11 protein-coding genes are annotated in these 14456 nt (G+C 36.0%); 3 read left to right on the plus strand and 8 right to left on the minus strand.

Annotated elements, in window-relative coordinates; all coding sequences use genetic code 11:
* Window positions 1–69 precede the first annotated feature (69 nt).
* The 6 genes from AA0X95_RS15790 to AA0X95_RS15815 all read right to left on the minus strand — a co-directional run bounded on the left by AA0X95_RS15790 (window position 70) and on the right by AA0X95_RS15815 (window position 8953).
* Window positions 70–1419 (minus strand): TrkH family potassium uptake protein, encoded by a 1350-nt coding sequence (locus tag AA0X95_RS15790; protein ID WP_413299416.1) that lies wholly within the window; start codon window positions 1417–1419, stop codon window positions 70–72.
* Between the two features lie 237 nt (window positions 1420–1656).
* Window positions 1657–2964 carry a hemolysin family protein gene (locus AA0X95_RS15795; RefSeq protein WP_413299418.1) on the minus strand — a complete coding sequence of 436 codons (1308 nt, stop codon included), beginning with the start codon at window positions 2962–2964 and terminating at the stop codon, window positions 1657–1659.
* Window positions 2965–3200: 236 nt separating this feature from the next.
* Window positions 3201–3941 (minus strand): type I methionyl aminopeptidase, encoded by a 741-nt coding sequence (gene map / locus AA0X95_RS15800; protein WP_413299420.1) that lies wholly within the window; start codon window positions 3939–3941, stop codon window positions 3201–3203.
* Between the two features lie 244 nt (window positions 3942–4185).
* Window positions 4186–5406, minus strand: coding sequence for an MFS transporter (locus AA0X95_RS15805; RefSeq protein WP_413299422.1), 1221 nt, complete (start codon window positions 5404–5406; stop codon window positions 4186–4188).
* Between the two features lie 124 nt (window positions 5407–5530).
* On the minus strand, window positions 5531–7345 hold the full coding sequence (locus AA0X95_RS15810; protein ID WP_413299424.1) for an ABC transporter substrate-binding protein: 1815 nt from the start codon (window positions 7343–7345) through the stop codon (window positions 5531–5533).
* Between the two features lie 111 nt (window positions 7346–7456).
* Window positions 7457–8953, minus strand: a complete 1497-nt coding sequence (locus AA0X95_RS15815) for a pyruvate kinase (protein WP_413299426.1) — start codon at window positions 8951–8953, stop codon at window positions 7457–7459.
* Window positions 8954–9127: 174 nt separating this feature from the next.
* Here AA0X95_RS15815 and AA0X95_RS15820 point away from each other — a divergent pair, with 174 nt between their 5' ends.
* Window positions 9128–9721 carry a VanZ family protein gene (locus AA0X95_RS15820; protein ID WP_413299428.1) on the plus strand — a complete coding sequence of 198 codons (594 nt, stop codon included), beginning with the start codon at window positions 9128–9130 and terminating at the stop codon, window positions 9719–9721.
* A 12-nt stretch (window positions 9722–9733) separates the two neighbouring features.
* On the opposite strand, the gene AA0X95_RS15825 is transcribed toward AA0X95_RS15820, so the two are convergent.
* On the minus strand, window positions 9734–11092 hold the full coding sequence (locus AA0X95_RS15825; RefSeq protein WP_413299430.1) for an arsenic transporter: 1359 nt from the start codon (window positions 11090–11092) through the stop codon (window positions 9734–9736).
* Window positions 11093–11270: 178 nt separating this feature from the next.
* On the minus strand, window positions 11271–12374 hold the full coding sequence (locus AA0X95_RS15830) for a hypothetical protein (RefSeq protein WP_413299432.1): 1104 nt from the start codon (window positions 12372–12374) through the stop codon (window positions 11271–11273).
* 300 nt (window positions 12375–12674) lie between these two features.
* Here AA0X95_RS15830 and AA0X95_RS15835 point away from each other — a divergent pair, with 300 nt between their 5' ends.
* On the plus strand, window positions 12675–13745 hold the full coding sequence (locus AA0X95_RS15835) for a CotH kinase family protein (RefSeq protein WP_413299434.1): 1071 nt from the start codon (window positions 12675–12677) through the stop codon (window positions 13743–13745).
* A gap of 153 nt (window positions 13746–13898) precedes the next feature.
* A complete protein-coding gene (locus tag AA0X95_RS15840; protein WP_413299437.1) occupies window positions 13899–14411 on the plus strand; it encodes a hypothetical protein in 513 nt (170 codons plus the stop codon).
* Window positions 14412–14456: the final 45 nt, after the last annotated feature.

The following is a 14456-nucleotide window of genomic DNA, read 5'->3' on the forward strand; positions in this document are numbered from 1 at the left end:
AAGTTCATATCATTTTGGACTAATATTAAAATAGGCTGACTCCTTTAAATGGAGTCAGCCCTTTAATTATTATCCAATTAATATCTTTTCTTCGGCATATCTAACTTTTGATTCAGGGCGATTAGACATTAAAGCAAAGGCCATTGTTAATGGGCCAATTCTTCCAATAAACATGAGAATTGTGATTAAAATTCTTCCGATTGGCGAGAGATCACCTGTCAATCCTGCAGATAATCCTACTGTACCAAAGGCTGAGATGGTTTCAAACAAGATCTTACTCATGGAAGCATGTTCAGTAAAAGTTAGTAAAAAGAAAATGGTGAATATAAAAATAATCGCGGTAACACCGATGGATAAGGACTTATTCACTAATCTCCATGAAATCCGCCTTCTAAAAATATTAACATCTTCCCTATTGGTCACTACTGTCCAAAAAGCTAACATAATGATGGCAAAAGTTGTTACTTTAATTCCTCCACCAGTAGACCCTGATGAGGCTCCAATAAACATAAGTGCCATCATAAACACTAGAGATGATTGTGTCATTTGACCAATATCTATAGTATTGAAGCCAGCTGTTCGAGGAACAACCCCCTGGAAATAGGACGCCCATAGTTTGTCATCCAGACTAAGCTTTCCAATGGTATGAGGATTATTAAATTCAGCAACCAAGATAATTAGAAACCCTACTACATTTAAGATTAAAGTCATAAGTAAAGCTACCTTTGAATGTAGAGACAATCTCCGCAAGGATCTTTTTTGCCATAATTCAAGGATCACCGTAAAACCAATACCGCCGATGATGAATAACATTGTAATTACTATGTTTACTGTCGGGTCTCCCACCCACTTACTTAAACTATCTGATTCAAGTCCAAAACCAGCATTGTTAAAAGCAGAAATAGAATGAAAAATCCCATAATAAATCGCTTTTCCGACGGTCATTTCATTTGACCAGCGAATAGCTAAAAAGATAGCACCAAGAATTTCAACAATTAATGTGATCGTAATAATCCTCCGAACAAGCTTTACTACTCCAGACAGAGTAAAAAGATTTAATGAATCTTGGAGGAGTAGCCTTTCCTTCAAGCCGATTTTCTTGCCCAGGATAATAAACATTAAAATTCCGGTCGTCATAAAACCCCAGCCGCCTATTTGAATTAGAAAGAGAAGGACAATTTGTCCGAATAGTGTAAATGTGGTTCCTGTATCCACAACGGCTAAACCTGTAACACACACTGCAGAGGTTGCCTCAAACAAAGCATCTATGAAGTGTAAGCCACGCCCTTCTTCATATGTTGAAAAAGGAAGCATTAACAAAAAAGTACCTATCAAAATTAAGATGGCAAATCCTATTGCCAAAATTTGTGCGGGGTGTAATTTGATTAAATTTCCCCTTTTTTTAAATAAATTCACCATTTCGCCTCCATCGAATCACTGCAGATACAGTTTAGTACCCCTTTTTTTATTAAAAAGCACGTATACTTTATAATTCCCTGATTTCAAATATGTATCAAACTTGGTAATTTTAAATTTAATTACGAATCATATCTTACTATTACAAGAATAATTTGTAAATATGATTATTGCCTTACAGGGTATTGGGGAAATAAAAAAGGAGGCTGACTCTTATATAATGAGTCATCCCCCTATAATTTACACGTAGGATTCTTGGTTAATTTTTAAGATTTGTAATGACTTAATATGATAGCCGTCAACTTCAAGGATTTTAAACTCATAGTCGTTATACTTCAAAGTATCACCTTTGACTACATCGATCTTTTCTGACAAGATCCAGCCGCCGATTGTATCCATATCTGTATTTTCAAGGTCTAGGCCAAATAAATCATTAATCTCATCTATCAAAACTTTTCCATCTACGATGGTTTTTGTTTCACTAATTTTATTAATTTCGGGTACCTCATCCGCATCAAATTCATCCCGGATTTCCCCGACAATTTCTTCTAATATATCCTCAACCGTCACTAATCCTGCAGTACCGCCATATTCATCCATCAAGATAGCCATATGCACACGTTCCTTTTGCATTTTAACTAGTAAGTCATGAATAGGAATGGATTCAATCACTTGAATCACCGGACGAACATACTCTTCAATTGATGCTTCAACATTTTTACCTTTGATATATTCAGTAAATACCTCTTTCATGTTCACCATACCCACGATGTTATCTTTCTCTCCATCAATGACTGGGTATCTTGTATAATTTTCTTTGGTAACAATTTGCAAGCATTCATCCAAGGATTGTGAAATATCAAATGCTACAATTTCTGTTCGTGGCACCATAATTTCGTTCGCGTGACGATCATCAAATTCAAAGATGTTATTCACATATTTATATTCAGATTGATTAATTTCACCACTTTTGTAGCTCTCTGAAATGATTAATTGCAGTTCTTCCTCAGAATGTGCCACTTCATGTTCAGAAGCAGGCTTTAAACCGAAGATGCCTGTTACTAATCGAGCAGAACCATTTAAAGCCTTGATAAATGGGTACATTATTTTATAAAACAGAATCATGGGCCTTGCAAAGGTCAGCGTAACAGCCTCTGCTTTTTGAATCGCAATGGTCTTTGGTGCTAGTTCACCAACCACAACATGAATAAATGTTACAGAAGCAAATGCAAGGATAAATGATAGGACGCCTGAAATTGACTCTGGTAATTGAAAATGAACAAACAGAGGATGAAGAATATGTTCAACTGTAGGTTCACCCAACCAACCTAATCCCAAGGCAGTCACGGTAATCCCTAATTGACAAGCTGAGAGATATTCATCTAAATTTGTTACAATTGTTTTCGCAGCGATGGCGTTTCTGTTTCCTTCAGCAACTAGCTGATCAATTCGCGACCCACGTATTTTAACAATAGCAAACTCATAAGATACGAAAAATGCTGTAAACGCAATTAAAATTGCTATTATTATTAAATTACCAATAATCAATGGTCTCCTTACTTAAAATAAAGTAAGGATTACACCTCCTGTTATATAAGGAATCTATTTATTTATAAGTTTTCTATAGAACAACTTGTTCAAGGAACACTCCCTTTAACAAGTAATTATACCACGATAAACCGTACAGTCAACGTTACGGTTTAAATACGAAAAGCGAAAAAGATATAAATCTTCTCACTATTTTGGAAAAGATCTATATCCATTCTGAATTATAATACCTTCCATTAGATAGTGGTAATAATTGGACCGTTTTTTGTAAGTATGAGTGTATGTTCAATTTGCGCCACAAAGCTCTTTTTAGTTACATAGGTCCATCCGTCATCCATTTGAAAGACTTCCTCTTCTTCAGTGGAGATAAATGGTTCAAAGGCGATAACCATACCTTCTTTTAACAGTTCATCATCCCAAGGCTCGAAATAATTATATACATGGTCAGGTGCTTCATGGATAGAACGGCCAACCCCGTGACCTGTTAGATTTTTAATAACTGTTAATCCATTCTGTCTTGCAGTTTGGATTACCGCTTTTCCGATTCCACTTTTCTTTGAACCTGGTTTAGCTTTCTTCAAGCCTGCTTCGAACGCTTCTTTTGCCACGTTACAAATTTTTGTTAAAATCGCTTCACCCTGTCCAACAACAACCGAAATACCGGTATCAGCAAAATATCCGTTCTTTGAGCCTGACACATCGATGTTGACGAGGTCTCCTTCCTGAATTACACGCTTACCCGGAATCCCATGTGCCACTTCTTCATTAACACTGATACATGTATACCCTGGAAAATCGTATTCACCTTTTGGTGCTGAAACGGCTCCTGCCTTTTCGAATAACTCTCCTGCTAATTCATCAAGTTCTAATGTTGTAATTCCGGGTTTCACCTTCTGTACCAATGCATCTCTAATAGAAGCAACTATTTTTCCAATTTCCTTTAAGCCATTATAATCCTCTTCGGTTTTTGCAATCATTGTACTTTCCCCAATCATAATAATAATTTACTTAGAAAAATCTCCATTCTTAGATTGTACCTATACTGCCGCAAAAATCCAAGTAACTAGATCTTTTTGTATAATCAGTTCATGTAAGTGATATTAATCAAGACACTCTCAAATGAAAATATTTATCATCGAACAATTTTTTCATATCTAAACTTAAATAGAACAGAAGGCTGAATCCATTGCTAATGGATCAGCCTTTTATCGTCTTCAACTTTTACTGAAGCTTCCAAATTAAAGATCGTCGATAAAAGAGAAAGATTATTACATTCAATACCGCGGAACTAATAAATATCGAAGAAGTTCCCCACCAGTTAATCATCCACCCTGAGAATAACATACTAATCGGCATGCCTATTCTGAACAAAGAACCTGTCAAACCTCCTATTCTTCCCATAAACTCAGAGGGTGTTTGCTCATGTCTAAAAGTATAAGCACAAATAATATAAATAGTTGTGGAATAGCCATTCAAGAGCAAACAAACGGACAATAAAATAAGATTCTCTGTTAAATAAAAACCTGCATAAGCAATTGAATTCCCAATGATAGCAGCACCAAATAATACTCCCAATTTAAACCTAATTCTTAAACGATTAATAGTTAAACTAGCGAGTAATCCACCTACTCCAGCAAAAGCTAAAATAATCGAAAGAACAGAATTAGATAGATGTAAATCCGCTGTTCCAAAAATTAAAACAGTATTACTTACAACAATCATAGTGCAGTTGATGAATAAAATGAACAAAGTCATGGTTTTGAGTGCTTTATTTTTCCTAAAAACATCCCAACCCTCTTTAAAATCCGACCAAAATGAGTTTTTATTTCCTTTTTTCACAGGCTCATTTACCGAAAGATTCATGATTAAGACATAGGCCAATACGTATAAAATCACTGTTATAATTAAGCCCTGGGCCTTGTTGGCAAATAATAGAACAAACCCTAAGAAGACTGGACCCATGATCCCAACAAAAGTTTCAATAAATGAAAATTTTGCATTTGCATTTGTTAGCAGTGGAAGAGGCACACTTAATTTAATAAGACTCACTTGGGTATTAAAAAAGCCATAATTTAGTGTCATTAAGATAAATCCAAACAAATAAAAGAGAATTGGTTTGTATAAGTGCGCCCCAAACATACTATACATGATAAGTAGGACGACCGCTTGAACGAGAATCATCCACATAGCCCATTTCTTTTTATTCACTCTGTCCACTATGATTCCGACAACAATTCCAAAGAATAAATTTGGTAATAGTTCCGCCGTCCTCATGGATGTCATGACGATAGAAGAACCTCCAGATAAATCATACATAATTAACGGTAATAGAAGTTCATAGATTTTATTCCCTATACTTAATAACAAACTAGCAGCAAGTAGGAAAGTGAATTCCTTGTATTGCCAAATAGTAACCTTTTGATAAGACTGATCAATTGCCATTAGATTTTCTCCTCTGCTTTATATTTGTACTTTCATTGTACGTTGGCAATGATCAGCTAAAAATCGTAAAACTTTTTCTTTTTTTTCATGTTTTTCAAATGAAAAAGAAGCCACTAGGACTTCTTTAATTATCTACATTTAAGTTGTCGAGTTTAATTTGTTTGTACCACAGGTCTTTAAAGTCAATCCACATTCTTGAGTTAAAGGAAACTCCTTCTAAGGTGGTATCATAGGAAACCTCCACTTGTTTATGAACTAAGAAACTCAAGACGCCCTCTTCAACAAGGAACTTTTCGAGTTCACGATACTTCTTTATTCTTATAGAAGGATGAATCTCTTCTTTAATTCTTGTTATCCATTCATTCATTGCTTCTTTCATTGAAACAGTTAAAAAAGGATGAATAAACCCTTTTTCAAAAAGGAATAACTCAAATAGGGAAATAAAGTTTCCATTTGGTGTTCCTTCAAATAAAACCATATCTACCCCTTCTAACATCAGATCATCTTGGATTTTATCCCACTCCACAATTTTTACTAGTACATTTATACCCTTTTCTATTAATTGTTGTTGTATCAAATAGGCATCGGTTGCATGGCGATTGTAAGTGACAAGTGTCAATTTCTCCCCACTATACCCTGTTGACGATAAATTCTCTTTGCCAGAAACCTTTGTTTCTTTTTCAACGACCGGAAATTGTTCGTTAAACTCTTCATTTAACATAAAACCACTGGCAACACCCAACCTTGGCTTTCCTAAATGGGTTAGTTTATCCCGATCAATAAGGGATAGTATGTATTTCCTTAACATTAGATTTTGGATTGGACCATTTTTTGCTACGTTCATTGTTAAAATGTTCGTTCCAGAAAAAATACTCTGTTTGTCATTCCATTCCGTCATAGCAGTTGATAGACTTTCACCAGTATCAAAAATAAGTCTATTTCTTTCTTCCATATCTTCTCTTAAGTCTTCTGGCAATCTAACGATCTCTACTTTGTCCAAATGTGGACGACCTTCAAAGTAGAATTCAAAAGCAGTTAATACGCAATGATCCGAATCAACTGAATCAACTTTAAATGGTCCAGTCCCTTTTGGTAGTTTAGCAAATCCTACAGAAGAATCAAAAATATCAATGATAGACATTGGTGCAAACGAAACAAAATGTAAAAACAAATTATTAGGCTTATGTAGTTGAAAAAGGATGGAGTATTTTGATAGTACTTTTATCTCTTTTATATCACTGACTAGCCATTTATGAGGAGATTGCCATAATCTCATGATGGAATGTTTCACATCTTCAGCTGTTAATTCTCTACCATTATGGAACCGGACTCCCTTTCGCAAATAAAATAACCAGCTTTTTTTATCCTGACTGCATTCCCAATTGTGTGCAAGACTTTTACGAAAGGATCTGTTTTTATAATCATATTCCACTAATGTATTATAAACCTGCATTACCATATGAGCATCTAAGTCGAAAAAAACATGAACCGGATCGATAGTAGTAAGTGGTCTGTAGATTGGGAATCGTAGTATTTCTAATTCCATGTTATCTATTGAATTCACTTGTTTATAACCAAAATAAGTAGACACCCATTCCATGATAAAGGATTCTACTTTTGTACCTTCTCCAAATTCTTTTACTAGCTCCAAAGCTTTCATGATCTCATTTTTATTTAAGAGCACATCTGTTTGTTGTTGTAAACTTTGCTCGAGATTTTCTAAAAAAATGATGGTAGAGCTGTTTCCTCTTCCTTTCCCTGAATGAAAATCAATTAGTTTTTCATCCTTTAACTTATTTAGAACGAGTTTGACGTTCCTTTGTGTGCAAAAAAGAATTTGCACTAAATCATTCATGGTTGTTCGAATGGGTACATGGTTTTCATACGATTGAAAAGCACGCCTTAACATTAGAAAATAGTATAAATACTGAGAATTCATACGATACCTCCAATCGTTTTCTATTTATTTCTATTTTATAGGTTATTTTCTTTTGAAGAAACAAAAAAACGCAGACAAAAAGTCTGCGAGGATGCAAAAAATACTCACTGGTTACCTTAAAACACCATATTGTGCAGTTAAATTCCGTATCCTCTCGTTCGATGATTGGCTTACTGCCTCATCTGTTCTAAGTACTTTTGTCAGCATGTCTAAGGCATTTAAAATATAGGTCCCCTTATTAAGCATAATACAATTTGCCCGTCTTGCTAAAAATACATCTGTCATTTCAGAGCGTGAAGGTATTCCCTTTTTTGTTAACCGTTCTAGAACACCTGTTGCCAAAATAATAGGGACATAAGCAGCTGAACAAATTGCGAAAACTTCTTCTTGGACAAAAGGAAGGTTCTCAGGACCCACCTCTACTGCAAGATCTCCTCTAGCAATCATAATACCAAATCTGTCAAACTGTAATCCATCTAGGATAATTCTAGCTATATGATGGACAGCATCTTTGGTTTCAATTTTTGCCACCACACCCAAATGAGGCGCTTCATATTTCCTCAATTCATCTCGAAGTTTTTTTAAGTCTAGTGGGGAGTGGACAAAAGAAACCCCCAAAATATCTGCGTACTTTGTAATAAATGCTAAATCACTAATATCTTTTTCTGTCAAAGCAGGAACATTTAAACTAAGAAGCGAATCAGGTAAATTCAATCCTTTTCCTTCCTTTATACGGTACGCCTTACCTTCCGGTATTTGAACTTCAATTTCAATGTATTCGTTTGTAACCTGTCGTACAATTCCAGAGATTTTCCCATCATCTATAAAAATACGATCATCGATTCGGACGTTTCTAAATGCCTTTTCAAGTGTTACTGGCACCCCCGCTGGAGCATCTGTTGATTTAGGATGACCCAGTTTTTCTGAATCTAATAATAATCGTAAGAAATCATTTTTTTTGATAATAATTTCTTCAGAAGGAAGTTTGCCAATCCGTACCTTTGGACCAGCTAAATCCATATATATCTTGCACGTCCTGTCATGATAATGCCCTGTCTTCCTAAGACTATTCTCTGCCATTCTTACCCCTTCAATTAACTGTTTCCATACATCATGGTCATCATGGGCACAATTGATTCTTGCTATATTCATACCCTTTTGTAACAGTTCAATTATGAGAGGTTTGTTATTTGCCATTTTAGCATCTAAAGTCACCATTATCGTCGAATGCAGCTGGTTATTTTTCTTACCAAGCAATTCTTCAGACTGATTATTAATAATTCTTCTTGAATCAGAAGGAGTGGGAATAGCAAGAATGTCAGGTAAATCCACGCCAACCTGTAAATGACTCAACAGTTTTTCTAGTGAATATAGTACGTGACAATAGGATTGTTCTAATGCTGCAAGCCCCTGGTCCGCTAATGACTGCTGAAAATCAGAAATGTTATGTTTTCTAAGTGCAAGGTAAGCAAGTAAGTTATCTCGATTATATTCAGCTCCTATAACTGGAAACGTTCCTCGAACCTGCTCAACTTCTTGTATAATTTGCTGAAACATTCTCCCGATTCGTTTCGACCATTCTTGTGGGTTATTGAGAGAATTAACCACATGATTCACATCCTTGGTTGAGCAAAAAGTTATCCATTACCCTTATATGCAATAACAACTGATATGTGCATCTATAATAACCAAAAGTTGAACTATGTTGTTCCTTTATTTGGGATAGGATAAAATAAGGTGGAAAGACTAACCCCTTTTTTAAAATAAGTTGGCGGTGTGAGCGTGAAAAAAACATACATTTTATCAATTTTCCTATCAATAGGAACGTTTTTTCTTTTTTCTCCTGTATTATTCCAATTAACAAGTTATCTGCATCCAGCTGTATTGGTGGTTGTTTGGTTTTGTATCTATTTGTTATATCTCATGTGCCTTTTATTAATCAGGAAGGAGTCCATCAAACTTTCCTATTCTCTTTTCTTAGCTTTGATCCTTTTTTACACAATTGGATTATTGATTTTATTATTCTTTCGACCAAACGACCAAAGCTACGATTCTATAAATTTGATTCCCTTTTCCACAATTTCCTTTTATCTATCAGGGAAAGTAGATGGCCTGATTTCACTATATAATTTGGCTGCTAATATAGGTTTATTTCTCCCTTATGGTATTTTACTCAGAGTATATCGAGCATCGGTATTGAAAATAATTATTCTTCCATTTACTTCAATCACTTCTATTGAATTACTTCAATTTTTCACGCACCGTGGCAGCCTGGATATTGATGATTTACTATTAAATTTACTTGGTGTTTACGTTGGCTGCTCGTTATTCCCTATATTTAATAAAATAGTAAAAATCCCCAGCCATAATGCTTAGGGATCTTTACTATTATTTGACGAAAACAAGTAAGAGCCATAGGTACAAGCTGATTAAAGTAAAAATCAACGTTGGTGGAATAACAATCAATGTGACTTTCATATAATCGAGCCAACTAATATGAATTTTATTTTTTTTCAAAATATGCATCCAGATTAAAGTTGCAAGTGTTCCAATCGGTAGGATTAATGAGCCAATATCACTACCAATGATGTTCGCCAAATAGACAGTTTTCATAATTAGCGGGTCTAGTCCCATGTCTGTTAATGCCAATGTTGAAATCATTAAAGCTGGATGATTGTTAAAGATATTTGATAGTAGAGCTGTGATTGTCCCCATCGTGATACTTGCGTGTAGTAAACTATCATTGACTATTGCTTGAAGATGTCCGATTAGAAAATTGGTTAGACCTATATTGTGTAATCCGTAGATGATGACATACATGCTAAATGCGAATACTAAAATGTGCCATGGAATTTTTCCTAACACGTCCATTGGATTTACTTTTAGGTGAATCCATCTCCAAATTAATAAAATTATAGAACCGAGTACTGCTACTAATGTTACAGAGATCCCAATAAAAGAGGCGACAAAAAGACTAATTCTAACAACGAATACGAAAATAAGCATGTTAATCATTAGCTTCTTTTGTTGATTAAACAGGCTTTCAGCGTTTTTTTGCAGTGGATGATAAAGACGATTTTTCTGTAGTGGAATGGTGTAGGAATGGAAACGGATCTCTTTTGGAATGTTCTTTTTGAATACGAGGAACAGTAAGTAAGAAAGAAACACCAGTCCAAGTACCCCTGGTATAAACATCATTTCTGTTTGGAGATATAGATCCATTCCGATAATTTTTAAGGCAATTAGATTAACAATATTACTAACGCCAATTGGTGCACTTGAGGCAGTTGCAATAAGTGCGCCGCTTAATAGGAAAGGTATTTTTTGTCGGGTTTTTAACTTAAGATTATTTAGGATAAGGATAAGGATTGGCGTCGTGATCAAGATACTTCCATCGTTATTAAAAAATAGGGTCATTAAAAAGCAAAGTAGTAAGGTATTCCAAAATAATCGTACACCAGACCCTTTCGATAGTTTTAACATAAGCGCAGCGGTCCAACTAAAAAACCCGAAGCTCTCTAGTACGATTGCCATAACAATAGTCGCTATTATAGTGATGGCTGCACCTGTCACTTTGGAGCTGATATCAAATAAATCCCCTATCGATACACTACCGCTTAGGAATACTAAAATAGCCCCTATGGTGGCTGGGATTGCCTCATTCATATTTTTGGGACGGATAAAGATCAGAACCATTGTCAGCACGAAAGCTAAAATGGTAATAATTACCGTCGAAAGTTGATACATAAAATTTAATTTACTCCCTTCTATAAGTTTCCTTCCTAATTTTCCGTTTATATAACTCTTGTCCTTTGCTATATAGTACGTCTATATCATGAGGCTTGTTCTAAACGAATATCTCGTAAATGAACAAATCAGCGGAAATCTAAATATTTTTTTAAAATGCTTAATAGATTTATACCTATTATTTTGGGGGTAGACGAATATCACTTATGCTATTTACTAGGTTTATGTACATGTTGATACGAACAAAAAAATAAACCGATACCTTTTGAGTATCGGTTTTGTTTGTTAATGGGTAACTATTTTTTACCTTTTTTGCCTTTTGGCCCTTTTTTACCTTTTTTACCTTTGCTGCCATGGCTTCCGCTGCTGCCGTGGCTTCCACTACTGCGATGACTTCCGTGGCTGCCATGACTTCCGCTGCTGCCGTGGCTTCCACTACTGCGGTGACTTCCGTTACTGCCATGCCTTCCACTACTGCGGTGACTTCCGTTACTGCCGTGGCTTCCACTACTGCGGTGACTTCCGTTACTGCCGTGGCTTCCGCTATTGCCGTGGCTTCCGCTACTGCCGTGGTTTCCGCTACTGCCGTGGCTTCCACTACTGCGGTGACTTCCGTTACTGCCGTGGCTTCCGCTGCTACCATGCCCTTTTTTGCCCTTTGGTCCTTTTTTGCCTTTTGGTCCTTTTTTACCTTTTTTGCCTTTACTTCCGCTACTGCCATGGCTTCCACTGCTACCATGACCACCTGAACTGCTTCCTCCGTGACTGCCTCCACTACCGCTTGAGCCGCTGCTTCCGCTTCCAGATGAACCGCTACCTCCACTACCACAAGAGCCACTGCCTCCGCTTCCACATGAACCGCAGCTTCCGCTTGAACCACGGCCCCCGCTTCCAGATGAACCGCTACCTCTACTACCGCCGGAGCCACTGCCTCCGCTTCCAGATGAACCGCTACCTCTACTACCGCCCGAGCCACTGCCCCCGCTTCCAGATGAACCGCTACCTCTACTACCGCCCGAGCCACTGCCTCCATGACTGCCTCCGCTACCGCCGGAGCCGCTACTTCCATGACTGCTATTACCTTTTTTACCTTTCCCTTTCGGCCCTTTTTTACCTTTGCTTCCACTACTGCCTCCATGACTACCGCCTGAGCCGCTACCTTGTGTTCCACCTTTGCCTCCGCTACCACTACCTCCATGACTGCCACTTCCACCATGGCTGCCACTGGATCCGTGACTGCCCCCACTACCTCCATGGCTGCCGTTGCTTCCATGTGAACCACTTTTACCTGAGCCTCCAGAACCGGACTTATCTCCTTTTTTCTTTCCGACTGGATTATTATCTAAAAACCCATCTACCCCATTTTCCTTAGCTTCTGAAAGTAATTGTTCAAGATCAAGCTTTAAAACCATTTTTCCACCACTTTCTTAAAAATTTATATTTTCTATTCCAATTTATGAAAATTTAACGTATTTGCCATAGACAAACATATATTTTTTAGACACTTAATATTTTTGGGATTATACACATCCACATCGCTTTATACATATAACTAAAAAAAATACTGTTAAGGGGTATTTACGTGTTAAAATATGAAATTTTTATTAATCCAAAGTGGTTAAGGAAATTGGAAAAGGATATATGGGAGGATGAATTAGTACCAGCAGTATTAAAGATGGGGGATACTCGACTAAACATAAAGCTTGCCTATAGAGGAAATGTGATAAGAGATAAGAAAAAGAGATCGTATCGGATTGTCTTTCAAAAACCCTACACCTTTAATGGAGCTCATGAAATACATCTTAATGCTGAGTATTCTGATGTATCATTATCTAGGAACAAATTATCACTAGATTTTTTTGATCGAATTGGGGTTATATCTCCCCACTCTAAGCATGTTCTTCTCTATATAAATGGATTTTGTAAAGGAATTTATTTGGAATTAGAATCTTTTGATGAATTTCTTCTTAAAAAAAGGAATTTACCGGAAGGTTCGATTATCTATGCAACGAATAACCGAGCAAATTTTTCACTTTTAACTAAAAAAAAGGAACTAAAAACACGTTTAGACCAAGGATACACAATAAAACATGGGAAAAAAGAAGATTTAGAGGAATTAGGACGCTTTATAGCCATGATTAATACCTATAAAAATGAGGATTTTGAGAATAAAATTCATCATTTTTTAGACGTGGATAAATATTTAAAATGGGTTGCAGGTGCCGTTTGTACACAAAATTATGACGGATTCATTCATAATTATGCTTTGTATAAAAATAGCGAAACAAATCTATATGAAATAACACCTTGGGATTATGATGGTACATGGGGTAGAAATCTTCATGGAAAGCTTCTTGACTATGACTATGTGCCCATTACAGGATATAATACTCTTACTGGTCGATTGCTACATTTTCCAAATTTTAAACAAAAGTATCAAGAAATACTTACACATATTTTAGAAAATGATTTTACCTTATCGGTACAAAAGCCCATTATTAATTGTCTTTTTGAAGAAATTACAACTCACCTTCATCAAGATCCCTATTTAACTGCTACAATTGAAAGCTTCGAAAAAGAAAAACTTGTATTTTTTGACTTTATTAAAAATAGAAGTAGGTATCTAAAAAAGAAATTATCAACTCTTATATAGCTCTTAGGTATATGGTCATGTATCATATACCTTTTTTTGCCTATTTTTTACCCGGATTATGAAAAAAAGGCTACTTTATTAGTACAACATCATCCCGTGATACATATAGATGCAGTGTAAATGTTTATTTAATAAAAGGAGGAAAAAACTTTTATGGATAGAGAATTAATGAATTTATTTGTGGGTAAAACAATCAGGGTTGACCGGGGAGGTCCAGAATCAAGAAAAGGGAAATTACTTGCCGTATTTGAAGACTATTTTGTCCTTTTAACAGAAACTGATGGGGTCGTGTACTACAAGACTAATCACGTCAGAAGTGTGACAGAAAGCTCAAAGGACGACATGAAATTGGGATTAAAAATTCCAGAAAAATTAGATTTTAAAACAGCTGAAAACTTTCATAAGCTTTTAGAAAGTATCAGATTCCAATGGGTAAAGATCAATCGTGGCGGGTCTGAATCATTAGAAGGTGTACTAAGTGACGCCAACAAACACTTTGCTTCACTAATTGTTAAAGAAGAAGTTGTACGTTTCTCTATGAAGCACATCAGAAACATTAGCTACGGCTTAATGGTTGAAAGAAAAAAAGATGACTCTGGTAAATCAGATAATGACAACGAAAAGAATAAGAACGAAGATCAAGGAGATCACGAGGATAACGAATAATCCATTTGTCGCTTCTCCACAAGAGAAGCGACCCATATTATCCAA

This window comes from Neobacillus phoenicis (assembly GCF_047302305.1).
In the GTDB taxonomy this organism is placed as follows: Bacteria; Bacillota; Bacilli; order Bacillales; family Cytobacillaceae; genus Neobacillus.

Excerpts from the sequence above, each read along its gene's own strand:
- AA0X95_RS15790 (WP_413299416.1), bottom strand. The coding sequence starts at position 1,419 with ATGGTGAATTTATTTAAAAAAAGGGGAAATTTAATCAAATTACACCCC.
- map (WP_413299420.1), bottom strand. The coding sequence starts at position 3,941 with ATGATTGCAAAAACCGAAGAGGATTATAATGGCTTAAAGGAAATTGGA.
- AA0X95_RS15805 (WP_413299422.1), bottom strand. The coding sequence starts at position 5,406 with ATGGCAATTGATCAGTCTTATCAAAAGGTTACTATTTGGCAATACAAG.
- AA0X95_RS15810 (WP_413299424.1), bottom strand. The coding sequence starts at position 7,345 with ATGAATTCTCAGTATTTATACTATTTTCTAATGTTAAGGCGTGCTTTT.
- AA0X95_RS15825 (WP_413299430.1), bottom strand. The coding sequence starts at position 11,092 with ATGTATCAACTTTCGACGGTAATTATTACCATTTTAGCTTTCGTGCTG.
- AA0X95_RS15840 (WP_413299437.1), top strand. The coding sequence starts at position 13,899 with ATGGATAGAGAATTAATGAATTTATTTGTGGGTAAAACAATCAGGGTT.